Origin of the sequence: Endozoicomonas elysicola (assembly GCF_000710775.1) — a bacterium.
GTDB lineage: Bacteria > Pseudomonadota > Gammaproteobacteria > Pseudomonadales > Endozoicomonadaceae > Endozoicomonas > Endozoicomonas elysicola.
Window position 1 is genome coordinate 3,577,937 of record NZ_JOJP01000001.1, and the last position, 25,214, is coordinate 3,603,150.

Consider the following 25,214-nt stretch of genomic DNA (forward strand, 5'->3'; position numbering starts at 1 on the left):
TCTGATCATCATCATCGAGAGCTCGTCACTCAGAAAGCGATAAGCATACCTTTTGTAATATGCGTCTTTCTGGGTTGTCGTGAATAGGCAATAAGTCCCGCCATCAGACTTACAGTAGAATTAAAGAGTGAACGATGTCGAGAGTGCTCTATCTGAGAAATATTCTTTAACAGATCATTCACGCTTTCTATGACTGCACACTTTCGCAACATCACTTTATCAAAGACCTTCTGCTCCCTGGGTTTCATATTTTTCGTGGCTCTGGTTATCAGGCTCAGGCCTTTCTCTCGTAGCCAGTCTGCCAGCTTTTCGGAGATATAACACTTATCTCGATAAAGCCAATCCGTTAGTTCCCCTACCAAGTCTGGCACTGGCTTGCGGTCATCAGTATTGGCTGTTATCAAACAGAATGACAAAATTTCTCCAAAATGATTGATGATAAGGTGGAGCTTAAAACTAAATTTCCAACCTGCGGACGTTTTTCCACGCTTAGCTTCTTCTCAGAAGGTCTTGTGGTTAGTGATCCGGTGATTATCGCAAACGACGATCGGAGTAGAATCCATGAAGGACAAGCCCGTTAGTTGCCCCATGCACTTAGACTTGAGATAAACAGCAGGTGATCTCAATACCTGTCTCATGAGCTCTGCAAAGCGGTTATAGGATATCAGCTTAGGGGCTTACGAGGGGTGATCAATCGCTGATAATAGTGCTTGAAGCTACGGAAAGCACTTTGATGGAAATAGATGATGATGGTCATTATTTCACTGAGCGACAACTTTGATATGACAGTAGGCTTTTGGGTATAACAAATGAGTTGCCTAGGCCATTGTGATTCAAAGGTTTGTAGAAATCATCAATATCAAAGAATACACTGACAATAAACATGAAAGCCTCCAGCTCACTATCTCTAGTGACTTATCCGAAAAATAGCTAAATGACTGGAGCTTCTCTGTCTTTCATCGTAGAACTCACGTTGAATATTAACAATATTCTGCAACGAATCAGAGGTATTTACCTTCACAGAAACTAAATCCAAGTAATAATCACGAAATATTTTCCCAGCTAGAAAATAGGAAACAAACCGAAGACCTAAAAATCTAAATCTGATACTCATTAATCCATAAAGCAGGTATTAGTCTGTGAGAGAAGCTATCTCAAAAATAAATCACGTATTCCTTATATTTCTAACCTTCTCTACAGCAGGCAGCATTTATGCGGACAATGATGGTCCAGACTTGAACCCAAACCACACTTACACCTCAGAGAAAGAAAAACTCACACATTTACAGTTAGATGAAGCAGAAAACCCTGATCAAATTACAGAAGAAAAGATTCTGGATGAAATAGAACGAATAAATAAAGAACTGGACAAGCTGGAGCAGTCCGGACAACTGGACTCTCCAACCAAATTTGCAATTTCTGGTTTATTGGGCACCATTGTCTATGGTGTCGCTCATGCACAGATAGCCTGGTTTTTCAGACCCGAATTCTATACCGGAATGGTAGTCAGCGGTTCATTATGGATAAATGCCGTTTTGATAGGCATCATAAATACAGCAATACCGGGTCTTGCTGTAGGCGCTCTTTTAGGATTATCCAACTACTTCCCTGAGAACCTACCACAGTTACCCATTGAAGAGTTGGTTACCCCCGGACTGGTTGCGATTATTTCAACTCTGGGCATGACACTCCTGGGGGCTTGGCTTTTCCCGGCGTGCCATCACTGCATTAGTTTTCCAATGAAGATGTTTTACACAGCAACAGTGACTGTTCCCATTAGCACTCTTGGCCTGATGGCAACCATTTATGCAAAGCGAAAAGATCTCCACAACAAAAAGCAACTTGATCTTAAGCATCGCTTAAAGGAGGCCCGAAAAACGCTTGAACAAAAAAAGCAGTTAAAACTGCTCCCGAGCCTCAAGCAACTCTCTCACAGGCCTGAATGAACGACGGTGAACAGGTGCAGGCCCCAATTTTCTTAATGCTTCCAAATGCACTTTAGTTGGATAGCCTTTATGCCCGGCAATACCATAACCGGGCCACTCTCTATCCATGACCTGCATTTCGCGGTCGCGGGTCACTTTAGCAATAATAGAAGCTGCCGCAATCTCAGGAACACGGCTATCTCCCTTTACAATTGCTTCAGCCCTACAAGAAAGCGTTGGGCACCGATTACCATCAATGTATGCCAGCTCCGGTTTTACTGATAAGCCCTGAACAGCACGCTGCATCGCCAGCATCGTTGCATGAAGAATGTTCAGCTCATCGATTTCAGCGACTTCCGCCCTACCCAGCGACCATGCCAAGGCATTATTGCAAATGATATCAAATAGCTCTTCTCGTTTTTTTTCAGAGAGTTTCTTTGAATCATTAAGTCCTTTAATGGGTCGGGCAGGATCGAGAATGACAGCAGCAGCAATCACAGGGCCACAAAGAGGCCCCCGTCCAACTTCATCAACACCCGCGACAATCACACATTCTTCACTGACATCGCACCAGTCAAATTGATTTTGCTTCATTAGCTCTTTGCCCGCTGATGGCCTCTTTCACACTGATAGCTATTCGCCTGCTGGATTACCGACATGACCGCTTCAAAAGCCAATCTGCTGGCATTCTGTTTCAACTTTTGATGTACCTTCGTAAATGACAGCTGCAAAGATCTCCGGTAATCCCGATCCTCCACAGCCTTCTTCATCGCATCTCGCAGATTCTCCGGAGTAGCATCATCCTGCAGAATTTCAGGAACCAGCGCTTTATCAGCCAGCAGGTTCGGCAAAGCGACATATTTTACCTTAACCATTCTGCTAATAATGGCATAGCTCAAAGGCGCCATTTTATAACTGACAACCAGTGGTTTTTTATGCAACGCTGCCTCAAGAACTGCGGTCCCTGAAGCAATTAAAATAGCATCGGATGCAGCCATCACAGGCTGAGCCTGTCCATCATATACCGTTACGTTAAGATCAGGGTATTCACTGACAATGGGTAAAATTTGCTGCTTTCGCCGCTGATTGGCACAGGGAATCAAAAACTGTGCATCAGGAAAATCCTTCCTCAACAAGCGAGCGGTATCCAGAAATAGCTGCCCCAGTTTGGCAATCTCTGCTTTACGACTCCCCGGCAGTAAACCAATGACCGGCCCACCGTCATTACTCAAACCCAGTTTTTGTCTGGCTTCATCTTGATCCGGCTCCATGGCAATCTGATCAGCCAGTGGATGGCCAACAAAAGTGACAGCAACATCATGATTACGGTAGTAATCCACCTCAAACGGCAACAGTGCCAGTATATGATCAACAGCGTGCTTGATTTTTTTGAGGCGTCCTTCCCTCCAGGCCCAGACCTGAGGACTGACATAATGAACCGTAGGGATACCAGAAGCTTTTAATTTTCGCTCAAGGGCAAGATTAAAGTCAGGTGCATCGATACCAATAAACACATCGGGCTGATCAGCAATCAAGCGTTCTCTCAATTGTTTACGTATACCCAGCAGCTCACGCAAACGACCGAGAACTTCGGTAAGCCCCATGACCGACAATCGTTCCATAGGAAAAAGGCTTACAAAGCCCTCGGCCTGCATGAGCGGACCACCAATGCCATAGAAGGTGGCATCAGGATAATGGCGCTTTATTTCCTTGATCAGGCCTGCTCCAAGAATATCGCCAGAGGCCTCGCCTGCAACCAGAGCGACTTTCAATGCCCTACCCTGTAATGAAAAGTCAGGGGAAGGCATCAGCGGGTAATGCCCCGGGTCGATGATTTCAACGAGTCAATTAGCAGCTGAATCTCCGGAAGTGACTCCATACTCTCAAGACGGTCAATGGCTTCAGCTGTTCTTAAACCCTGGCGGTAAATAATTTTGTAGCACTGTCGTAATTTACTGACCAGTTCAGGGCTATATCCCCGACGACGCATACCTTCAAAGTTCATACCATGAGCTTCAGCGGGGTTACCACTGGACATTACGAATGCAGGAACATCCTTGAACAATGCCGTATGGGCAGCACTCATACTATAATCACCGATGCGACAAAACTGGTGGACGGTTGTGTAGCCACCAAGTATCACGCTATCACCAACGATAACATGACCAGCAAGCGCCACATTGTTAGCAATAATACAGTTGTCGCCTATAACACAATCGTGGGCTACGTGGACATAAGCCATCAACAGATTATTACTGCCAATGGACGTCAGCCACTGATCCTGAATGGTACCGCGGTGGATCGTACACCCTTCACGAATAATATTGTTATCACCAATAACCAGCCGAGTCGGCTCGCCTGCGTATTTTTTGTCCTGGCACTCTTCCCCAACACTGGAGAACTGAAAAATACGGTTATTTTTTCCAATAACCGTTGGACCTTTCAGCACAACGTGGGAGTTAATACGGGTACCGGCCCCAACCTCAACATCTGAGCCAATATATGTCCATGGCCCTACTTCAACATGCTCACCAATGCAGGCTCCAGGCTCTATAATTGCCGTGGGATGGACCTTCGCAGTTGGATGAATATCTGCCTTTACAGTGTTAGCAGCTTCAGAATCAGTAACGGAGAGTGTGTCGCTCAAGATTTTATTTCCTTTCTTGCACACGTAACTTCTGCAGAGCAGACAATATTACCATCAACTACCGCTTCACAGGCAAATTTCCAGATATCTCGTTTCAGCGCCAACAACCTTGAGCGGAGAATGAGCTGATCACCTGGAACAACCGGTGTACGAAAACGCACCTTATCAGCTCCAGCAAAATAGTAAATTGTATCGCCATCCGTCTTGCGAATATGATAACCAAGGATACCGGCTGACTGAGCCATCGCTTCAATAATTAACACCCCGGGCATGACCGGATGCTGGGGGAAGTGACCATTAAAGTGCGGCTCATTACTGGATACATTCTTAAGGCACTCAATAGTACCATTCTCTATATCCACATGAAGAACCCGATCCACCAGTAGAAAAGGATAACGGTGGGGAAGGATCTCCTTAATTTCCTCAATTCGTCTCATTCGCCATAAACTCTAATCATCGTTGTAACAGAAAAAGGCTGGATAACCAGCCTTTTTTCTAAACCCTATAATGTCTCTTACCGGATAGTGGCAGAGGATATCAGCGAAGCTTCAGTATCACTGTTTTTCCAACTGTTTCACACGTCTGGCCAGATCATCCAGCTGCCGAAAGCGGACAACATTTTTGCGCCACTCACGACTCTCCATAAAACCAGTGCCGGATGAATATGAACCCGGCTTGGTGATGGAGCGTGTAATCATGGCCATGCCACTGATAAACGTGCCATCAGCAATAGTCAGATGACCGGCAAAACCAGCAGCTCCTGCAATAGTACAATTTTTACCAATCTTTGTACTTCCGGAAATACCGACACCCGCCGCAATGGCGGTATTTTCACCAATGATCACATTGTGAGCGATCTGAATCAGATTATCCAGACGAACACCATTATGGATTTCCGTATTACCCAATGCACCACGGTCAATACAGGTATTGTTTCCAATTTCAACATCACAACCAATAACAACGCCACCGATCTGGGCAATTTTATGCCAACGCCCATCCGCATGGGCATTACCAAAACCATCACCGCCAATCACTGCCCCTGTGTGAATAATGGTCCGATCGCCAATGGTTACACCATGACAAACGGTGACATTGCGATGAAGATGCACACCAGCACCCAGAATAGAGTCATGACCAACCACTGTACCCGCATCTATACGAACGCCTGCGGCAATCTGTACACCTGCTTCAATGACGACATTGGCAGCAATAGCTGCAGATGGATCAACAATCGCGGAGTCATTAACAACAGCACTCGGATGAATACCTTCACTCCCCCCTATGTCAGGGTCAAACAGAGAAGAGAGCCTTGCATAAGCCAAATAAGGATTATCAAGAATCAGTGCATTTCCTGAAAAACCAAGCGCCGCATCAGGGCTAAGAATTACTGCCCCGGCTTGCGTGGTTTGCAGATATTTCGCGTAGGCCGGATTGGCGAGAAAGCTTAGCTCATGCTGCTGGGCATTTTGAAGCGTATTCAACCCTGTAATCTGCTTATCGCCATTACCCTGAACTCGAGCCCCACACTTTTCAGCCAACTCTGATAAAGTATAAAAATCATCCATGGCTCATTACTTCATCTTATTCAGGCTTTCGATAACCTTTCGCGTAATATCAATACCAGGGCTGGCATAGATAGCCATTTGACGATCAATTACCAGATCCAGCTTCAAATCAGTGACCACACTATCGATAGCAGTCTGAAGTTTTGGACGGAGTTTTTCACGCTCAGCATTATCAGCTTCCGCTCTTTCAGTCTGATACTGACGCCCTTTCAACTGCCAGTCTTCATACTTTCGCTGAAGCTCAAGTTGACGGACTTTCAATTGCTCTGCACTCAGGGTTGAGCCATCTTTCTGCAGTTTTTCCTGCATACCCCGAACCTCTGTTTCAAGCTTCTGCAAGGCCTGCAGCTGAGGTTTAAATTTACTCTCAGATTTTCTTGCGTATTGCTTGCCTGCATTGGACTCACTCAACACCATAACGGTATCCAGCACACCAATTTTGCTGCCTGTAGATGCAGCATTAGCAAAAGGTGTCACCATAATCAGGGCTAGAATCGCCAGTCTGATCGATTTCAAAATAAGTCTCCTGAAAAATTATCAGTATCCGTAGCCAGCTTGACAAAGCTTAATCGCTTAGAGGGAAACTACGGTAAGATAGCGGTAAAGGGGTACATTATAAAGAAAAGGTGCCTGATAGCACCTTTTAATTACGTAAAACGCCCCCTGAAAAGAGGGCTTTTCAGCACGTGGTTAGAACGGGGTACCCAATGAGAACTGGAACGTCTGTGTCTCATCCTTACCTTTAGCATTCAGCGCTTTGGCCAGACTGAAGGTCAGTGGGCCAAGCGGGGTAATCCAGGTCAGACCAACACCCGCACTGTACCTGAGTTCGCTCAGATCCGGTTTGGAACAATCCACTACCTGAGAACTGCAGGTGGTATCAAACACATTACCATAATCAAAGAAAACACTGGTTCTCAATGAGCGCTGATCTTTTACAAATGGCAGTGGGAATAAAACTTCCACCGTTCCTTCAACCAGAACATCCCCCCCCATACTGTTAAAGTCATCTGCATTATCTCTTTGCGCTGCTTTCGGCCCGAGGGAGTTATCCTTATACCCCCTGACAGAACCAAAACCACCCGCATAAAAATTCTCAAAAAACGGCATTTCAGAGGTACTGCCATAAGCACCACCATAACCCAGGCGGGTAGCAAAACGCGCTGTCAAACTGCGAGTAATAGGCTGAAAGTACTGACCTCTATATACCAACTTGTAAAATGTGGTCGTCGAACCCGGAATAGCTGCGGACAGGGATAAGCTCTGAGAATACCCCGCCGTTGGCAAAAGCCCTCGGTTTAACTCGGATTGCGACCAGCCCAGCGATGTTTTGATGTTAGTAAACTTGGTACCCTCTTCCGTCAGGTAGTCCATGATTACCTGTGGAGTACCGGCCCCAGTTGTAATTTCCGTTCCATCAACCCCAAGACTGAAATTAATGGATTGCGTCTCAGATAACGGATAGCCAAACCGGACATTCCCACCAAACGTATCTGCAGCATAACTGGAGATGTCCGAGTCACTGTAATCATAGGTCCGGTAATAAACATCAAAACCACGGGAAACACCATCAATGGTGTAATAAGGGTCCATAAAGCTGAAATTATAGAGCTGACTTACATCACTCTTATTCAGCCCTACGGTAACCTTGTTACCACTACCCAGGAAGTTACTCTGACTGACAGAACCACCCAATAACAGACCATCCGACTGAGAATAACCAATACTGGCGGTCACACTGCCAGAAGGCTGCTCTTCAACCGTGTAATTGACATCAATCTGATCACTGGTTCCCGGTACAGGAGGCGTCTCAACATTAACCTCTTTAAAATAACCCAGTCGTTCCAGGCGAACTTTGGACTGTTCAATCTTCTGAGTATTTGCTGAAGCCCCTTCCATTTGGCGCATTTCACGACGTAATACTTCATCATCCGTTTTGGTATTACCAGAGAAATTAATACGCCGTACATAAGCCCTTCGACCAGGATCAACAAAGAAGGTCAATTCGACGGTTTTGTCGTCATGATCCGGTTTTGGAATACCGGTAACATTCGCAAAGGTATAACCTTCGTTACCAAGGCGACGGCTTAGAATTTCTTCCGTTGTAGTAATCAGCTTACGGGAGAAGACCTGTTCTGGCTGAGCCAGTAAAAGCTTTCTGGCCTCGTCTTCAGGAATAATCAGGTCACCTGCAAGTTTGACGTCACTGACAGTGTATTTATCACCCTCGTCCACGTTAACTGTGATGTACACACTCTGCTTATCAGGGCTGATAGAAACCTGAGTAGATGTAATATTAAAATTGATATAGCCTCGGTCCAGGTACCAGGACCTTAGGCGCTCCAAATCACCCGATAGTTTTTCACGGGAGTATTTATCCGCAGAACTGAAAAACTGATACCACTCAGCTTTCTGCAGTTCAAAAAGACCGATCAGCTCATCTTTAGGAAACGCGGTATTACCCACAACATTAACGTGCTGGATTGTCGCAACTTTGCCTTCCTTAACATTAATTCGAAGCTTGACCCGGTTACGGGGCTGCGCCTCTACATCAGCAGTAATTCTGGCACCGTATCGACCCTGAGCAACATACTGCCGCTCAAGCTCAAGGCGAATAGCTTCAAGAGTTGCCTGCTGAAAAATCTCACCTTCAGCAAGACCAGAACGCTCTAACCCCGTCATCAAGTCTTCAGTCTTGATGGCCTTATTTCCCTTGATCTCAATAGCGCTGATGGAGGGTCTTTCGACAACGCCAACCACCAGCACATCACCCTCCCGGGCCATGCGAATATCATTAAAATAACCGGTTTGATAGAGAGCACGGGCAGCTCCGGCGATATCCGGTGATTGAATATCGTCACCAACCTCAACAGGCAGGGCATTAAAGACTGTCCCGGCTGAAACCCGCTGAAGGCCATCAATCCGGATATCTGAGACGATGAAGGCCTGGGCACCAGGCGCGATGGCTAAAGAGCCAATCAGCAGAGACAACAGTGATCGCTTCATGGAATCCGTTCTTATCCGTGTTCATTTGGCATTAACGTGAAAAACATTTTACTTCACCGTTTTTCATGGTTTGCAGATGGCGCAGGGCGCAAAATGCTTTTCTTTGGTCCGGGGTGGCGGCAAGTCTGACGCAGTACTTACCCCGGAAAGACTATTGACTTTCTCTTCAAAAGAGTCTCTGAGAACTCATTGAAAGAGTCGGCTCAAGTCGTTGTACATGGCCAGCATCATTACGCCAACAACCAGAGTCACTCCAATTTTCAAACCCAGTGTCTGGACTTTCTCTGACAGAGGCTTGCCTCTGACCATTTCCACTAGGTAAAAAAGTAGATGGCCACCATCCAGTACAGGTATGGGCAGCAGGTTCAACACCCCGAGACTGACGCTCAACATTGCCAGAAAATAAAGGAAATTTTCCAGCCCAGACTCAAGCGACGCGCCAGCCACTTTAGCAATGGTTATCGGACCGCTCAAGTTTTTAACAGAAACCAGACCAACAACCATTTTCCAGAGGGACTCCAGAGTCATAGTTGTTAGAGACCATGTTGCCTGAGCACCCTTGGCAATCGACTCAACAGGACCATACTGTAGATGGCGGATCATACCTTCCGGCCAGGTAACCTGCATAACACCTGCACCAATATAGCCGGTAGTCACACCCTCTGATGATCGACTTCCCGGAGTGAGCTGTATATTCTCAGTATTTCCACCCCGTTCAATCAAAAGCTGCAGAGGCTTTCCGGGGTTATCGCGAATAATCTCTACAAAATGCATCCAGCCAACGATGTCTTCATCACCAACAGCCAGCACCCTGTCTCCAGATTTCATCCCATCCCTCGTAGCAGCGCCATCCGGTGACAGCTGACCAATGACTGCCGGAATTTCTGGAGAATAAGGAATAATACCCAGTGAGCGTATTGGATTTGGCTGCTCTTCACTCACCAGCCAGTCAACTACCTGAAGGTTTTTATCTCTGACCGCACCCTCTGCGACCTCGCCAGGCTCACCAGAACGAACGGAGAAAGAAATACTTCTGGATTCACCCAGATACGCCAGCAATTCCATATTTACCGCCTGCCAGCCAGGAGTTTCAGTCCCATTGACAGCAACAATTTCATCGCCAGGCAGAAGGCCTGCAACCGCTGCAGGTGATTCCGGAATAACTTCGCCCACCTGCGGCATCAAGGTGCGGACACCCACCATGTACATGAGCCAGAGGGCAAAGATCGCCAAAAAAAAGTTAGCGACTGGCCCAGCGGCAACAATGGCTATCCGGGAAAGCACAGGCTTACTATTGAAAGAGAGGTGTTGCTCACCACTGGGAACAGGCCCCTCCCGCTCATCCAGCATTTTGACGTAGCCACCAAGAGGAACGACGGCAACTGTGTACTCAGTGCCATGACGGTCCGTTCTACTCCAGAGCGACTTACCAAAGCCCACAGAGAATCGAAGTACCTTAACGCCACAACGTCTGGCCACCCAGAAGTGACCAAACTCGTGAATACTTACCAGTATCCCAAGGGTTACCACAAAGGCGAAAATGGTTTGCGCTGAGTCAAGAAGGGATTCAAAAATCATGCAACACCCTGCATTTGAGAAACCTGTTTCTGTGCCAGATAACGAGCATCCTTATCGGCTTCCAGCACTTGTTCAAGATCACCGGCATTCATAATGGGCAATGTCTGCAGCGTTGCATCAATTACTTCAGGGATACGATCAAAACGCAGCCTGTGATCAAGAAACGCGTCAACTGCAATTTCATTAGCTGCATTCAGCATGGCTGCAGCTGTACCACCACTACGAGCCGCCTCCTGAGCCAGCTGCAGGCAACGATAGCGCAACATATCCGGCGCATAAAAGTCCAACCTGGCAATATCCGTGAGCGATAGCGGAGATACACCGGACGGAATCCTCTTTGGCCATGCCAGAGCGTGAGCAATGGGTGTTCTCATATCAGGATTCCCCATCTGCGCCAGCACTGAGCCATCCTCATAATCGACCATCGAATGGATGATACTCTGTGGATGAATAACCACTTCTACCTGATCAGGCGTTGCACCAAATAACCAGCAAGCCTCAATAAACTCAAGCCCCTTATTCATCATGGTCGCAGAATCTACAGAGATCTTACGCCCCATACTCCAGTTTGGGTGAGCACAAGCCTGCTCGGGTGTAACAGTAGCAAAACTTTCTACAGGAGATTGCCGAAATGGCCCCCCAGAAGCTGTCAGCAATATTCTTCTAACCCCCACTCGTTCAAGACCTGATTGGTGCTCAGAAGGTAGACACTGAAAAATTGCATTATGTTCACTGTCAATGGGTAGCAGGATAGAGCCAGAAGCCTTGACTGCATCCATGAATAAGGCACCTGTCATTACAAGTGCTTCCTTATTGGCCAGCAGAACCTTCTTGCCAGCACGAACAGCAGCCATTGTTGGCACCAGTCCAGCAGCGCCAACAATAGCAGCCATGACAACATCAACGTTACTATCCGCTGCAACCTGAGCCATCGCAGTCACACCGGATTCTACCGATATGCTCAATCCTTCAGCCTTAAGATCAGCTCGAAGAACTTCCGCTGCCTGCCTATCAGCCATCACGATATACTGAGGCCGAAATTGACGAGCCTGCTCCAGCATAACATTCGCACTTTTGCCGGCAACTAATGAGTGAACGCTGAATTGATCAGGGTTTCGAGCTATTACATCCAGCGTGCTTTTTCCGATTGACCCCGTAGAGCCCAGCACACAGACCTGCTGCCTGGCAGATTGAGAGCATAATACAGTCATGACCTATATACCCCTGATTATCATGACGTAGAGAGTAAATACCGGAACGGCCGCAGTCAGACTGTCAATTCGATCAAGAACACCACCATGACCTGGTAAAAGATTACCACTATCCTTAAGCCCCCTATACCGTTTCAGAACACTCTCCCACAGGTCACCCAGAACGGAAACCAGAACTGTCAAAATGGTCAGCGTTAACAATGACACCCCCTGAAAGAAGCTCACACTGCCAAACAGTGTAACAAGGCTCGAAATGAGCATTGACACCAGAACGCCCCCCACCAGCCCTTCCAATGTCTTTTTTGGACTAACCCGCTCAATAAGCTTTATCTTACCAAAACGCTTGCCAGCAAAATAAGCGCCACAGTCTGCTCCCCAAACCATCACCAGCAGGGTAACGATAAGCCAGGCTGAATCCGTCATTTGCTTGAGTTCATAAAGACCAAGCCACGCTGGCACCAGTGTTAACACCCCCATCAAAAGCCTGAGCGGTCGACTTACCAGCAAGCGTCCACTACCAGGGTATTGTTTAACAAGGACGAAAACGACCAACCACCAGACAGCAGCCAGACCAAGTATCAGAAAGGGAGGTAGAAAAAGGGTAAGTCCACAGAAAGCACCAACAGCTAATGTGTATGAAAGCCGTATGAATACCTGTTCAAAACCGGAGAGGTTTGCCCACTCCCATGCGGCGAGCATAATAATCGCAGCAATAAAATAACCAAAGCTGGTCAACGGCAATAAAAACACTCCAGCCAGCGCCAATGGCGCTAATACCAGAGCAGTTATAATTCTTTGTTTCAGCACGTAGTTTCAGCCTCCACCTGCTCGCTTGTTTTGCCAAATCGTCGCTGGCGACGGGCGTAGCTCAGCAGGGCCTGCTGAAGTTCATCACGTCCAAAATCAGGCCATAATGTTTCGGTAAAATAGAATTCACTATAAGCACACTGCCACAACAGAAAATTACTAATCCGCTGCTCACCACTGGTTCGAATCAGGAGATCGGGTGGAGGCAGGCCTGAAGTACTAAGATGCCGCTCAATAGCTGACTCATCAATATCCTCAGAACTCAGTTCACCTCGAGCGACCTTTTCTGCCAGTTGGCGTGTAGCAGAAGCAATATCCCACATACCGCCATAGTTGGCTGCGATCACCAAAGTTACCGAATAGTCTTCTGCAGTTTGTGCCTCAACCTCATGAATGTGCTTCTGGATATCAGAACTGAACCGGGAGACCTCACCAATCACTTTCAAACGGATACGGTTCTTCTTCAGCCGCCGGGCTTCTCTTCTGAGAACGTTCAGGAATAGACGCATAAGCCCATTCACTTCAACGACAGGCCGGTTCCAGTTCTCACTACTGAAAGCAAACAGTGTCAGTACTTCAACACCATAGTCAGCACAGGCCTCAACGACTTCACGAACCCGATTAACGCCCGCTCGATGACCAGCAAGCCCTGGTAAATGCTTACGCTTGGCCCAGCGGTTATTACCATCAAGAATAATAGCCACATGGCGCGGCAGCCTCTCCGATGGAACTCCCTCAATGCCGCTTGTTCCCTGTAAAGATGTATTGGCCATGAATAAAGACGATCTGAAAATTGGCAGGTAAAACGTTTTTAGATAAAGAAAGTTTAACAGTAGAACCTTGCAGGAGCCTGCAGTAAAAAGCAAGCACCAGCAAAGTATCAATTGACAACTGACGCCTGTTACTTTGCCTGTCAGCATAAAAATAGTGTCGCAGGATCCTTAGCGGATTGCACCGCTTAGAACGCAACGACGCCATTTTTATAAAGTGCGATCCAAGGTAATCAAGACTGTCATCAGATCGCCATAAGATCATTTTCTTTGACAGAAAGACTTTTATCCACCTCAGCAATAAAGTGATCAGTCAGCTTCTGAACATCATCCTGCCCACGACGCTCATCATCCTCACTGATCATTTTTTCTTTTTCCAGTTCTTTAATGTCCGCCAACGCATCACGGCGAATATTACGAATGGCAATACGTGCATTCTCTGCATCCTGCCGGGCCTGACGTGTATACCCTTTACGAGTTTCTTCAGTCAGCGGCGGCAGCGGGATACGAATCACTTCGCCTGCAGTAGAAGGATTCAGCCCCAGGTCAGACTTCATAATCGCCTTCTCTACATCAGGAACAACCTGCCTCTCCCAGACACGCACGGCCAGAGTCCGGCCATCTTCAACAGAAATGTTGGCCATCTGGCTCAGAGGTGTTTCTGAACCGTAGTAGGAAACCTTGATACCATCGAGAAGACTTGGATGAGCACGACCAGTACGAATCTTATTGAAGGCAACCGTCAACGACTCAATGGTTTTGCCCATACGCTCTTTGGCATCATCTTTAATTTCATTGATCATCATTAACCCCCGTTTACCAGTGTTCCTTCATCACCACCAACCACCAGATTAAGCAATGCACCGGACTTGTTCATATTAAACACCCTTAATGGCATCTGCTGGTCTCGCACAAGGCACACCGCTGTCAAATCCATAACGCCCAGCTTACGCTCCAGGACATCATCATAGGTTAGCTGGTCAAATTTTACTGCATCAGAATACTTAACCGGATCCTTATCATACACACCATCGACCTTGGTTGCTTTCAACACTGCATCAGCACCAACCTCGATACCACGCAGGCAGGCCGCCGAATCTGTCGTAAAAAAAGGATTTCCAGTACCAGCAGAAAAAATCACGACATCGCCAGAATTGAGGTATCTCATGGCACGCCGGTGATCATAATGCTCGACAACACCACTCATAGGAATGGCTGACATAACCCGGGTATTAATATTGGAACGCTCAAGGGCATCACGCATAGCCAGGGCATTCATGACCGTCGCCAGCATCCCCATATGATCACCGGTCACACGATCAAGACCTGCAGCACTCAGCTCAGCGCCTCGAAAGAGGTTTCCGCCACCAATGACGATACCAACCTGCACACCGATCCCTACCAGCTGACCGATCTCCAGCGCCATTCGATCCAGAACCCTGGGATCAATACCAAACTCACCCTCACCCTGAAGGGCTTCACCACTGAGTTTAAGCAGTATACGTTTGTATTTCGGTTGACTATCACTTGCCGGCATGTTCAGTTTCCGAGTCTGATTGGCTAAATTACACTCAACCCGCAAATGCGCAGCCAACTGGAAGTCAGCTACCTTCTGGAAATCAGCTACCATCCGGAGGTTAGCTGAAATAGCCGCATTCGATGAGACATCTGGCCACAAGCCAGCGAGTTGAAGTGTCCTGACAGTTAATTCCTTACTTCATGACTTTCACATGAAAAAAAACTGGAAATCAACCATCAGTTTCAGATGGACATAAAAAGGCCAGCCCTAGGGCTGGCACAGGAGTTTGCCCGAGAGCAGCAATCTACCCCCAGACAAACCCCGAAGATCACAGTCCTGCCTGAGCGCGAACTTCAGCAGCAAAGTCCACTTCTTCCTTCTCAATACCTTCGCCAACTTCAAAACGAACAAAGCTGATGACGGCAGCGCTGGACTTCTTAGCCAGTGCACCAACAGTAGTATCAGGATCTTTAACAAAAGGCTGTTCAACCAGGCTGCTTTCAGCCAGGAACTTGCCGATACGACCTTCGATCATTTTTTCAATGATATTAGCTGGTTTGCCAGACTGTTCAGCCTGAGCTTTGAAGATCTCTTTCTCTTTTTCAACCAGCTCAGCTGGCATGTCTTCTTTGTTAACCACCTGCGGGTTAACAGCGGCAACGTGCATAGCGATATCACGAGCCAGCTCAGTATCACCACCTTCCAGCTTGGTCAGAACCGCGATACGCTTGTTGCCGTGAACGTAAGAACCGACTACACCGCCTTCAACGATCGCAATGCGACGAACACCAATATTCTCACCAATCTTCTGAACCAGCGCTTGACGAGCTTCTTCAAGCTCACCTTCCATCAGAACAGCAACATCAGTCTCTTTACGAGCGAAAGCAGCGTCAACTACCTGCTGAACGTAACCCAGGAAGTTATCGTCACGAGCAACGAAGTCAGTTTCACTGTTCACTTCAACCAGAACACCAAAGCTGGCATCGTCAGCCACTTTAACAGCAACGATACCTTCAGCAGCGATACGGCCAGCTTTCTTGGCGGCTTTTGCCTGACCGGACTTACGCATTTCTTCGATCGCAACTTCGATGTCACCCTGCGCTTCAACCAGTGCTTTTTTGCACTCCATCATGCCCAGACCAGTGCGCTCACGCAGTTCTTTTACCAGTGCTGCACTAACAGCTGCCATGGTTGATTCCTCTCAATTTGACAGTCTTGCTCCAACTCTGCTTCACGAGAGATGGAAAAGAAAATAGTTATCTGTACATCGGAAAAAAGGGGGCAAAGCCCCCTTACTTCCTACCTAAAGATACAAACAGCCTCTGTGGCTTTTACAGGAGAGTCTCAACAACAGCTTTCCCTAATCATCCTGCAAGCAAACCAGCAGGTCTGACTACCCAGATACTGCCTGAAGTCGGATCCTTAAAAGCCTCAGGCTTCTTTAGAACCTTCCGCTTCTTCAGCTTTTGGAGCTTCCTCAGCAGCCTTTGGAGCTTCTTCGACTTCTACAAACTCTTCTTCAGCACCAGTGTTCGCACGGGCACGGCCTTCCATAATCACATCACCAGCAGCCTTCAGGTACAGCTGAATAGCACGGATAGCATCATCGTTACCTGGAATGATGTAGTCCACACCTTCAGGACTGGAGTTGGTATCAACGATACCAATAACAGGAATACCCAGCTTGTTGGCTTCCTGAATAGCAATGCGTTCATGCTCAACATCGATAACAAACAGCGCGTCTGGCAGACTACCCATATCCTTGATACCACCAAGGCTGCGATCCAGCTTTTCCAGATCACGGCTACGCATCAAAGCTTCTTTTTTAGTCAGTCGCTCAAAAGTACCGTCATCACGCTGGCTTTCCAGGTCACGCAGACGCTTGATGGACTGTCGAATAGTCTTGTAGTTGGTCAGCATACCACCCAACCAGCGGTGATCAACGTAAGGCATACCACAACGGGTAGCTTCTTCACGAATGATCTTGCCAGCAGCGCGCTTGGTTCCAACAAACAGAACCTTGTTCTTACCTTCAGCCAGCTTGCCGATAAACTGCAGAGCGCCATTAAAGGCAGGCAGGGTGTGCTCGAGGTTGATGATATGAATTTTGTTACGTGCACCAAAGATGAACTTGTTCATCTTCGGGTTCCAGTAACGAGTCTGGTGACCGAAATGTACGCCAGCCTTGAGCATGTCACGCATAGTGACTTGAGTCATGGGAATCTCCTGATTCAGGGTTATGCCTCCACACACCCCATGCATTCGACCAGGCTTTATTTCAAGAGAGACCTCTCGAGAGAAGCTCATTGAGAAAAGCCGGCACCCAGAATGATGTGTCGGTGTATGTGAGATCTATTTTCAATAGTAAATTTTTTAATGAGACTCGCTTCATCCAGCCCTGAGGCTGAACTTAATGTATCTCATCTCGAAATCGAGTGGCGCTTTATACCATATCCAGGCAATTTTCGAAACTTTTTCTATTTATTAAGAACTAATAACACTCCTGTAGCACTTTTCGGATCATTGTGAATTGCGCAAACGAAGTCTTTCTATTGAACCCATGCTGTTTGTAACGGAGACTCTATTTGTATGATAAGCCAGAACGCACCAACTGGAATCACGATAGCCAATACACTTATTCATGGTCATCGCTCTACTGAACAGCGACCAGAAAGCCCGAAAACCAGCCACCAACTCAAACCAATAGCCAACTCTACCGGAGGGGCTATTCTAGAGCATAGAGAATGCTCAGAAGCCTCCCCACTACCCTCCAACCTTGTAAAAAATACTGAACCCGCCAATGTTAGAACCCACCCACCCCTCATGAAGCCAATGGATCAACTCGCAGGAATGATGACCAAGTTAGGCCCTAGTAACCCTGCATCAATACGGACACCGCGAAATAGTGTAGATTTTTCAGATTCACATCAGGTGGAATCCACTCGACGTGCAAAAAAAAGGAAGCTAACAACATCACCTGCGTTAGAGCAGCCTCCCTCAGAGAAACGCTTAAAGCTACCCGTTATGGTTGAAAAAGCAATCCACCCACAGGAAGCTTTTTATCACGCAAAAACATCTTCTCCAGCAACTCCTGGGGTTCGTGAATTCCCCTCCCATTCTCAGCATCCACTCAACACCAGGGAACTCATATCAAAACTGGAAATACTACATCAAGACAGATATCCACTTCTTCTTGAAGAGAGAAGCCAAGAATAACAGGAGTTCTCAACAAAAGAGCTCTACAAATTGCTATTATCCTCCTCAACAGCATCATACAGCCGCTCCAATATATCCGGAACAGCAGACATCACTCGGTTCCAACTTGGAATAAAGGGTCGTTCCATGGGGTTTTCAAGGAAGTGCTGACCTGCCTCCATGATATTTCTGGCAAACAGCTCAACGGCCCGCTCCTCACTGTCACGGTCGACATATAACCCGTTAATCATGGCGTCATCGTAATAGGACTCGATAAAGTCCAGTGCGACTCGGTAGTACGTTGCTTTAATAGTTCTGAAGGTTTCCGTATTAAACTGAACACCATTGGTCGCCAGTTTACGAAAAATAGCCTTGATGATGTCATGGCTCATTTTTGACAACCCCCGACTCACATCACCTTCAGACAGGGGCTGATGCTTATGGTCGTAAATATCCGCAATATCCACCTGACAGAGGCGCTTGCTGGAATAATTTCGCTTGACCTCCGACAGCACACCGATCTCCAGCCCCCAGTCACTGGGAATCCGGATATCGTTAAACACACTGGTTCTCATGGAGAATTCACCCGCCAGGGGGTAACGGAAGCTGTCCAGATATTCGAGATACTCCATAGGCCCGAGGATTTTTTTCAGAGCCCTTAATAGAGGCGTAACCAGCAGGCGGCTCACCCTTCCATTTAACTTATTATCAGCAATTCGCGCATAGTATCCTTTGCAGAAGTCGTAACTGAACGCTGGATTAGCGACCGGATACAGCAGTTTAGCCAGAAGATCCCGCTGATAGGTCACAATATCGCAATCATGCAGCGCGACAGCTTCAGACTTTGCTGACGCCAGCACATAGCCATAACAATACCAGACATTCCGCCCCTTCCCCGGTTCTCTGGGCGCCAGCCCTTTACTGGCCAGCAACACATCAATTTCCTGTAACTTGGGACCGTCCTGCCAGAGAATACGGTGATGCTGATCGAGCCGTCCAAAAAAATCTTTGGCATAGGCAAACTGCTCTTGATCGGCACGATCCAGTCCAATCACAATTTCAGAGAGATAACGAACCTGGCTCAGCTCTTCGACAATATGCCCCAATGCTGGCCCTTCCAGCTCTGAAAACAGTGAAGGCAACACCAGAGACATCGGGCGCTGACGAGAGAACGCCAACAGATCATGCTCCATGTCTTCAGTTGATCGAACTCTCAAATTATGAAAATTGGTAATAATTCCATTCTGATAAAAGTCACCCATTACCGCATCCTTTCTCAGCTGTTATTAGAATTTTTTTTCATCTTTTACTCAGCAATTCGAGGATGGCTTGATTCCAACCCTCAGGACCAACCCCCCGGGTTTTAACCACCTTAGCGATATGCCCCACCTCCGGTTCAAGGCCGTGCTCTGAACGGATAAGCACCGGATAATCCACCGCTTCAAGCATCGGCAAGTCGTTCATCCCATCACCAAGAGCACAGGTCTGAAAGGTATCTTCCGGGTATTCCTGCCAATACTTTTTCAGAAGCGCCTGCAATGCCAGCCCTTTATTACCTTTTCCGGAAACATGGTAAAAACGCCCCCCCCTTGTCAGATGAAGCCCTTCAGATTCCAGCAATCCGACAAACTCCGGCAGCACTGAGTGACTATCAAGCCAGACCAGAGGCTCACTGGCCTTACGGGTCATGGCTTTACCAGCTTCATCTCGTGATAACCCGGTAACCTCGGCCACCTGCTCCACAGTTAAATCGCCAAACCCTTTAAATCGAAAACCATGCTGACGCCGGATATTGGACAAAATTCGGCGTATGCTCCGATAAGGCTGGCCATGAAAAAAGTGGGTGGGTTCTGTTTCGCAGGAGTCCCGAAAACAGCCTGCAGGGATCGTTGTCACCATGCCATTTTCAGTAATAAACGGCTGCTCTACCCCCATTTCCCGCTGAATAACAGCCGCCTCTGCCAGTGTTTTACTGGTATTAAAAATGACCGGTATTTCACGTTCACACAGCAATTTCAAGGCAGGCTGAGCAGCAGCCCAGCTATAGCTGTCATGATCAAGCAGAGAGCCATCAAGATCGGTAAAAACCAGAATTCTCAGCGTTTTTACTTCCATCAAAAAACCATCCACTCAGCCAAAACGCTTTTGATAAATGGCATTGGTTGCCTCGACAAAACCACCAATACTGCCGCAATCAAATCGCTTACCCTGAAATTTACAGGCAATCACACAACCACTCCTGGCCTGAGTCAAAATGGCATCCGTGAGCTGCACCTCACCGTTTTTCCCAGCTTCCGTATTGGCAATAATGTCAAAGATATCGGGGGTCAGAACGTAACGTCCAATCACGGCAAGATTGCTGGGCGCCTCAGAAGGAGCCGGCTTCTCAACCATGTCCGTCACCCGAATCAATTGTTCATCCAGAGCCTCCCCCACAATCACACCATATTTTTCAGTTTCTGCCTCTGGCACTTCCTGAACCGCAAGAATTGTGCAACGAAACTGCTTATAAAGATTAACCAGCTGAGCCATCACCAATGGCCCCTCATCATTCATACAAAGATCATCAGCAAGAATGACACCGAAGGGCTGATCACCAATTAATGTCTTTCCGCAGGCAATGGCATGCCCCAGCCCCAGCATCTGATTCTGCCGTGTATAAGAGAATGTACATGCCGACATCACATCCCGAATCGAAGACAGTTTCTCTTCCTTACCACTTCCCGCAATCTCGGCCTCAAGCTCATAGTTAATATCGAAGTGATCAGGTATCGCCCGCTTATTACGGCCATTCACAAAACCAAGATCCGTTAATCCGGCTTCCATAGCCTCCTCAACGCCATATTGAATCAGTGGTTTGTCAACAATTGGGAGCATTTCTTTAGGCATGGACTTGGTGGCCGGTAGAAATCGTGTTCCATAACCGGCAACAGGAAAGAGACATTTTGAAATCATTCAATAACTCCATTTACTGATTTATCAATTGCACATTTACTGCAAAACAAAGCAGATCCCGTGCCAAGGTTATATGGCACAACTCATGCTTCCGATAAAGAGAGTAAACAAGATGGCCTTTATTTCAGGAGATGCACAGTGCAAAGCTACCCACCTATCTTTGCTTCATTTCACCAGACGCTGTCACAACTTCTAAAACTCCCATATGGAGACAAGTCTGAGGATCTGGCCAGCATCATTGTCCTTCGGGTAGAACACTTCCTTCTCAACAACGCGCACCAACATTTTCCAACATGGTCAGAACAGGATATCTATCTGATCACCTATGGTGACAGCATCATTGACGGAGAAAAAAAACCACTCAACACCTTAAATTCATTCCTTAAAAAGCAGCTAAAACAACTGATTTCAACTGTTCATATACTACCCTATTTCCCTTTTAGTTCGGATGACGGTTTTTCAGTCATTGATTATCTGCAAGTTAATCCAGCACTGGGACGCTGGAAGGATATCAGCGCCATAGCCAAGGATTACCGGGTGATGACAGATCTGGTCATTAATCACGTATCCAGGGAAAGTCTTTGGTTTGCAGACTTTGTCAGTGGCACCCAACCTGGCAGGGATTACTTTATTGAACAAACTCCGGAAACAGACCTGACCATGGTCACCCGCCCCAGAAACTCCCCCCTTCTGATCCCGACCCAGACGCGCCGCGGAACCCGCCATGTTTGGGCAACGTTCAGCGAAGACCAGATAGACCTCAATTTCAGAAATCCTGATGTACTGATAAAAATAGTCGATGTTGTGCTTTTCTATCTTGCACAAGGCACCAGTGTGATTCGGCTTGATGCCATCGCCTTTCTATGGAAAGAGCTCAATACAACCTGTGTGCACCTGCCAGAAACTCATACCATCGTAAAATTAATGAGAGTAATCATCGAAAAAGTCAGACCCGGCGCGCTACTGCTAACAGAAACAAATGTACCTGATAAGGAAAACTTCAGTTACTTTTCCCATGGCAATGAAGCCCACATGGTATACCAGTTTGCCCTGCCCCCGCTGATCCTTCATGCACTAAACAGAGGCACAGAGAAACATCTGGCGCACTGGGCAAGGGCATTACCAGAATACCCCAAGGGATGTACTGTATTGAATTTTACAGCATCTCACGATGGCATAGGACTACGCCCCCTGGAAGGACTCGTTCCTGATAATGAAGTCTCGGAACTGGTGGACAGCATGCATAGATTCGGTGGTTTTGTGAGTGTTCGCACGCTGGAAGATCAGAGCGAGAAGCCCTATGAAATCAACATTGCCCTGTTTGATGCCATGAAAGGCACTCGCCGTGGTGAAGATCACTGGCAAGCACAGCGTTTTCTCTGCTCACAGATTATCATGCTCGGCATGAAAGGCATTCCAGCAATGTATATTCACAGTCTGCTGGCCACACCAAACGATCTTTCGGGTGTTGAAAGCTCTGGCCGAACCCGCTCTATCAATCGTCGTAGATGGGATCTCAAAGATCTGATGACAGAACTGAATAACCCGGTTTCAACACAAAGTATGATTTTCAAAACCCTGAAAGAAATCATTGAGATCCGTAGAAAAGAAAGCTGCTTCCACCCTGACAACCCACAAGCCATTATTGATATAGCCCCAGGTATTTTCGCTTTTTCAAGAACCGAACCAAAAACCGGAAAACACCTGATTGCTATTCATAACCTGACTCATACCCATATGAAACATTGTCTGAAAAAATACAGAAACTGGTTTGAACTGCTTGGGAAAAAGCCCTTTGTTTCAGATCACTTAAAACCCTATGAGGCCCTGTGGCTGATTCCTCCTCCCAAAAGCTACACCCCCCAATCAGATTAATACAATCGGCAAACTTGCTTTATATCACAGACACTTATGAGTAAAAAACAAGATAATCTTTAGGGTAAACATTAAGCCCTACATTAACATTTTTGCAGGGAAAGCCAGCAAAGCCAAGCCTGTTTTTGTTCAATTGATTTACTACGTAAACCCTACAGTACAGCGGAATTCTTCTTAACTAACGAGAATAGAGAACAAATGCTTACCTCCAATATATGACGATTAACTTGTCAACTTATCAAACCTGAAAACATTCAAAAACAATACACAAGTAAGAACTTCCTTACTAAGGATTACCTCACTTCTATCAAGACATCCCGTAGTAAGCCCAACAAGCAATAATCAACCACAAAGTTAAAAGATACTTTTTAGAATCACCAAACAAATCACAAACAACAATAAGCTAGCCACTACGGCTATCTAAAATGGCTTTATTAGTTAAATTAACTCCATGCACACTCAATAAGATGGAACTATATTCTTTCACCACGGTCAATCAACAAAGCAGATAACTTACCTCAAATCAGAGTTTAAGCGATGAACAGAATCCCTGGCAGCCTGTTATTGTGCGCCTTATTTATTTCAATTCCGTATATAGAAACAGTAGAAGCAAGAAACCCCACACGAACAGAGCCAATCCAGGTTGAACATAACCATGGACACTATTCACCTTCTGGCTATTATCATGAAAAAATGCCCAGAGCTGATCTGGAAACAGCATTACCTCCCGTTGTCAATGTTACACCGGACAGTACCGATGAATTGAATATCAATCTATCCAACAAAACAGAAATTGAAAAACAATATATACAGGCTTTCTATATGAGGGGTGAGCGTGATGGAGACATCCTGCTCTCAACCATTGATAGACTGCATAGCAGGCTCAGAGATTTAACCGTTGTGGCTTCAGAAATCCAGAAAGCTTCTGACGAAAGCATTCTTCAACCAATACCAGTGAAAGAATTTCTCAGCAATGTGAGAACGTTCAAACAGGAGTCCAATTTATTTTTGGAGGACGTCAACAACCTGGAAAACTTTCCCACCCTGAGGCCCGACATAACGGTTGATCCAGAACATCAGGTTGATATGCTACCTCTGGTTCACCAGTATCAATCAGCACTGCGAAGACTGGACTCTCAGGTCAGCGAACTTCACTTCACCATTGTTCTCCCAAATGGCATTTTTCATCAGCAGCTCGGGATTAACAGTGATCAGCTAAAAGGAATGTCTCTTTATACCTCTGATCAAATATCTGACATGAAACGCAACATCCTGCAACTCAGAGCCATGCGCACCCAGGATAAGCGCGTCATTGATGAGGGAATCAACCGCTTCACCAAAGATGCCATTGAAACCTTCATTGATACTTTTGGCACTTCCGAAAGGTACAGAACCATGTCCGACCCGGAAGGCAGCAAAAGAGCCAAAGAGATGCTGATGGATGCATTCTGGGCAAGATCCTACATCCGGGCCACCTACGGCATTCAGATAGGCTGTATCCCTGTTGAATACGATAAGCGTATTTTCAACCTAGATTATTACCTCAATGATATGACTGTTGGAGCCGCCCCCATATACGACCAGAACAAGCTCATGCGCTATTCAAACCTTGCCCAGGAAGCCATGGTGACCATAGAGAATTCTGCCAGTAAAAAGTGGTCCTCTGTCAGCTCATGGATAACCTGGGTTGCCGGTAAATCCAATGAGATGGACACTAAATACTTCATCATTGCCCTGATCAAAAAAGACATTGATGAAGAGCTGGCTATCAGCCGTTCAGGTGGGCTGAGAAAAGTTCGTGACGGATATCGCCATCATTACCTTAGTTCTGATATGGGCCGTGCTCTATATCAAGTAAAAGCCAGACAGGTATTCACCTCCCCAACCGAGATGGATGAAGATGATATCGAAAGTGATGTCATGGTCGTTGAGGCAGGGACACTCAAAGGTGCTGTTGCCATGTGCATTAACGCCTTGGAAAATCAGGAAAACCGTCTCGATGAAGCACGAAAGTTGCAAAGCGTGGTTGATGAACTGACAAGGGGCAATGTCTATTCTGACCGCAGAAAAAGGCGCCAGGGCTTCTAACCCGGTTGACTCTAAAAATATAGTGGTTAGGTGAGTACCCGGAAATGGGTACTCATTTGCAAAATAATTA

22 protein-coding genes and 1 pseudogene are annotated in these 25,214 nt (G+C 46.8%); 4 read left to right on the plus strand and 19 right to left on the minus strand.

What is annotated here, in order from left to right:
- Positions 1-29: 29 nt before the first annotated feature.
- Positions 30-885: pseudogene (locus tag GV64_RS25640) on the minus strand (IS982 family transposase).
- A 254-nt stretch (positions 886-1,139) separates the two neighbouring features.
- Here GV64_RS25640 and GV64_RS15420 point away from each other — a divergent pair.
- Entirely contained in the window at positions 1,140-1,946 is an 807-nt protein-coding gene (locus tag GV64_RS15420; protein WP_020584361.1) for a hypothetical protein, read from the plus strand.
- Here the strand turns inward: GV64_RS15420 and rnhB are convergent.
- The 15 genes from rnhB to rpsB form a co-directional block, all read right to left on the minus strand.
- The gene (gene rnhB / locus GV64_RS15425; protein WP_020584360.1) at positions 1,899-2,519 is read right to left on the minus strand and encodes a ribonuclease HII; all 621 of its coding nucleotides are present in this window, start codon (positions 2,517-2,519) and stop codon (positions 1,899-1,901) included. The genes GV64_RS15420 and rnhB overlap by 48 nt on opposite strands.
- Positions 2,519-3,733 (minus strand): lipid-A-disaccharide synthase, encoded by a 1,215-nt coding sequence (gene lpxB / locus GV64_RS15430; protein ID WP_020584359.1) that lies wholly within the window; start codon positions 3,731-3,733, stop codon positions 2,519-2,521. Before lpxB ends, rnhB begins: the two co-directional genes overlap by 1 nt.
- Positions 3,733-4,515, minus strand: a complete 783-nt coding sequence (gene lpxA / locus GV64_RS15435; RefSeq protein WP_026258535.1) for an acyl-ACP--UDP-N-acetylglucosamine O-acyltransferase — start codon at positions 4,513-4,515, stop codon at positions 3,733-3,735. The genes lpxB and lpxA overlap by 1 nt, the downstream gene beginning before the upstream one ends.
- A 53-nt stretch (positions 4,516-4,568) precedes the next feature.
- A complete protein-coding gene (gene fabZ / locus GV64_RS15440) occupies positions 4,569-5,009 on the minus strand; it encodes a 3-hydroxyacyl-ACP dehydratase FabZ (RefSeq protein WP_020584357.1) in 441 nt (146 codons plus the stop codon).
- Between the two features lie 117 nt (positions 5,010-5,126).
- A complete protein-coding gene (lpxD, locus tag GV64_RS15445; RefSeq protein ID WP_020584356.1) occupies positions 5,127-6,140 on the minus strand; it encodes a UDP-3-O-(3-hydroxymyristoyl)glucosamine N-acyltransferase in 1,014 nt (337 codons plus the stop codon).
- A gap of 6 nt (positions 6,141-6,146) precedes the next feature.
- Entirely contained in the window at positions 6,147-6,656 is a 510-nt protein-coding gene (locus GV64_RS15450; protein WP_020584355.1) for an OmpH family outer membrane protein, read from the minus strand.
- 174 nt (positions 6,657-6,830) lie between these two features.
- On the minus strand, positions 6,831-9,146 hold the full coding sequence (gene bamA / locus GV64_RS15455; protein WP_020584354.1) for an outer membrane protein assembly factor BamA: 2,316 nt from the start codon (positions 9,144-9,146) through the stop codon (positions 6,831-6,833).
- Positions 9,147-9,332: 186 nt separating this feature from the next.
- Complete coding sequence (gene rseP / locus GV64_RS15460) at positions 9,333-10,724, minus strand: sigma E protease regulator RseP (protein WP_020584353.1); 1,392 nt, start codon at positions 10,722-10,724, stop codon at positions 9,333-9,335.
- Positions 10,721-11,935 (minus strand): 1-deoxy-D-xylulose-5-phosphate reductoisomerase, encoded by a 1,215-nt coding sequence (gene ispC, locus GV64_RS15465; protein ID WP_020584352.1) that lies wholly within the window; start codon positions 11,933-11,935, stop codon positions 10,721-10,723. The genes rseP and ispC overlap by 4 nt, the downstream gene beginning before the upstream one ends.
- A gap of 3 nt (positions 11,936-11,938) precedes the next feature.
- Entirely contained in the window at positions 11,939-12,742 is an 804-nt protein-coding gene (locus tag GV64_RS15470; RefSeq protein WP_020584351.1) for a phosphatidate cytidylyltransferase, read from the minus strand.
- Positions 12,736-13,515, minus strand: coding sequence for a polyprenyl diphosphate synthase (gene uppS / locus GV64_RS15475; protein WP_152554081.1), 780 nt, complete (start codon positions 13,513-13,515; stop codon positions 12,736-12,738). Before uppS ends, GV64_RS15470 begins: the two co-directional genes overlap by 7 nt.
- A 242-nt stretch (positions 13,516-13,757) precedes the next feature.
- Complete coding sequence (gene frr, locus GV64_RS15480; protein ID WP_026258533.1) at positions 13,758-14,315, minus strand: ribosome recycling factor; 558 nt, start codon at positions 14,313-14,315, stop codon at positions 13,758-13,760.
- A 2-nt stretch (positions 14,316-14,317) separates the two neighbouring features.
- Positions 14,318-15,049, minus strand: coding sequence for a UMP kinase (gene pyrH, locus GV64_RS15485; protein WP_033403603.1), 732 nt, complete (start codon positions 15,047-15,049; stop codon positions 14,318-14,320).
- Between the two features lie 310 nt (positions 15,050-15,359).
- Positions 15,360-16,220 (minus strand): translation elongation factor Ts, encoded by an 861-nt coding sequence (gene tsf, locus GV64_RS15490; RefSeq protein WP_020584347.1) that lies wholly within the window; start codon positions 16,218-16,220, stop codon positions 15,360-15,362.
- Positions 16,221-16,462: 242 nt separating this feature from the next.
- Positions 16,463-17,248 (minus strand): 30S ribosomal protein S2, encoded by a 786-nt coding sequence (rpsB, locus tag GV64_RS15495; protein WP_026258531.1) that lies wholly within the window; start codon positions 17,246-17,248, stop codon positions 16,463-16,465.
- A 372-nt stretch (positions 17,249-17,620) separates the two neighbouring features.
- On the opposite strand from rpsB, the gene GV64_RS25950 reads away from it, so the two are divergent.
- A complete protein-coding gene (locus GV64_RS25950) occupies positions 17,621-18,247 on the plus strand; it encodes a hypothetical protein (RefSeq protein WP_020584345.1) in 627 nt (208 codons plus the stop codon).
- A gap of 23 nt (positions 18,248-18,270) precedes the next feature.
- On the opposite strand, the gene GV64_RS15505 is transcribed toward GV64_RS25950, so the two are convergent.
- Genes GV64_RS15505 through galU form a run of 3 tightly spaced genes read right to left on the minus strand, consistent with a single transcriptional unit; the run spans position 18,271 to position 21,181 of the window.
- Positions 18,271-19,488, minus strand: a complete 1,218-nt coding sequence (locus GV64_RS15505) for a glycosyltransferase family protein (RefSeq protein WP_020584344.1) — start codon at positions 19,486-19,488, stop codon at positions 18,271-18,273.
- A gap of 37 nt (positions 19,489-19,525) precedes the next feature.
- On the minus strand, positions 19,526-20,341 hold the full coding sequence (locus GV64_RS15510; protein WP_033403602.1) for an HAD-IIB family hydrolase: 816 nt from the start codon (positions 20,339-20,341) through the stop codon (positions 19,526-19,528).
- Positions 20,342-20,356: 15 nt separating this feature from the next.
- Complete coding sequence (galU, locus tag GV64_RS15515; RefSeq protein ID WP_020584342.1) at positions 20,357-21,181, minus strand: UTP--glucose-1-phosphate uridylyltransferase GalU; 825 nt, start codon at positions 21,179-21,181, stop codon at positions 20,357-20,359.
- Positions 21,182-21,319: 138 nt separating this feature from the next.
- Here galU and GV64_RS15520 point away from each other — a divergent pair, with 138 nt between their 5' ends.
- Together GV64_RS15520 and GV64_RS15525 are read left to right on the plus strand one after the other, a co-directional pair.
- Positions 21,320-23,056, plus strand: coding sequence for a sugar phosphorylase (locus tag GV64_RS15520; protein WP_020584341.1), 1,737 nt, complete (start codon positions 21,320-21,322; stop codon positions 23,054-23,056).
- A 537-nt stretch (positions 23,057-23,593) separates the two neighbouring features.
- Positions 23,594-25,144: a hypothetical protein gene (locus GV64_RS15525; protein ID WP_020584340.1), complete on the plus strand. Its 1,551-nt coding sequence runs from the start codon at positions 23,594-23,596 to the stop codon at positions 25,142-25,144.
- Positions 25,145-25,214: the final 70 nt, after the last annotated feature.

Bases quoted from the DNA above. Each gene is read 5' to 3' on its own strand.
- rnhB (WP_020584360.1), bottom strand. From the start codon at position 2,519: ATGAAGCAAAATCAATTTGACTGGTGCGATGTCAGTGAAGAATGTGTG.
- lpxB (WP_020584359.1), bottom strand. From the start codon at position 3,733: ATGCCTTCCCCTGACTTTTCATTACAGGGTAGGGCATTGAAAGTCGCT.
- fabZ (WP_020584357.1), bottom strand. From the start codon at position 5,009: ATGAGACGAATTGAGGAAATTAAGGAGATCCTTCCCCACCGTTATCCT.
- lpxD (WP_020584356.1), bottom strand. From the start codon at position 6,140: ATGGATGATTTTTATACTTTATCAGAGTTGGCTGAAAAGTGTGGGGCT.
- bamA (WP_020584354.1), bottom strand. From the start codon at position 9,146: ATGAAGCGATCACTGTTGTCTCTGCTGATTGGCTCTTTAGCCATCGCG.
- rseP (WP_020584353.1), bottom strand. From the start codon at position 10,724: ATGATTTTTGAATCCCTTCTTGACTCAGCGCAAACCATTTTCGCCTTT.
- ispC (WP_020584352.1), bottom strand. From the start codon at position 11,935: ATGACTGTATTATGCTCTCAATCTGCCAGGCAGCAGGTCTGTGTGCTG.
- uppS (WP_152554081.1), bottom strand. From the start codon at position 13,515: ATGGCCAATACATCTTTACAGGGAACAAGCGGCATTGAGGGAGTTCCA.
- frr (WP_026258533.1), bottom strand. From the start codon at position 14,315: ATGATCAATGAAATTAAAGATGATGCCAAAGAGCGTATGGGCAAAACC.
- pyrH (WP_033403603.1), bottom strand. From the start codon at position 15,049: ATGCCGGCAAGTGATAGTCAACCGAAATACAAACGTATACTGCTTAAA.
- tsf (WP_020584347.1), bottom strand. From the start codon at position 16,220: ATGGCAGCTGTTAGTGCAGCACTGGTAAAAGAACTGCGTGAGCGCACT.
- rpsB (WP_026258531.1), bottom strand. From the start codon at position 17,248: ATGACTCAAGTCACTATGCGTGACATGCTCAAGGCTGGCGTACATTTC.
- GV64_RS25950 (WP_020584345.1), top strand. From the start codon at position 17,621: ATGATAAGCCAGAACGCACCAACTGGAATCACGATAGCCAATACACTT.
- GV64_RS15505 (WP_020584344.1), bottom strand. From the start codon at position 19,488: ATGGGTGACTTTTATCAGAATGGAATTATTACCAATTTTCATAATTTG.
- GV64_RS15510 (WP_033403602.1), bottom strand. From the start codon at position 20,341: ATGGAAGTAAAAACGCTGAGAATTCTGGTTTTTACCGATCTTGATGGC.
- galU (WP_020584342.1), bottom strand. From the start codon at position 21,181: ATGATTTCAAAATGTCTCTTTCCTGTTGCCGGTTATGGAACACGATTT.
- GV64_RS15525 (WP_020584340.1), top strand. From the start codon at position 23,594: ATGAACAGAATCCCTGGCAGCCTGTTATTGTGCGCCTTATTTATTTCA.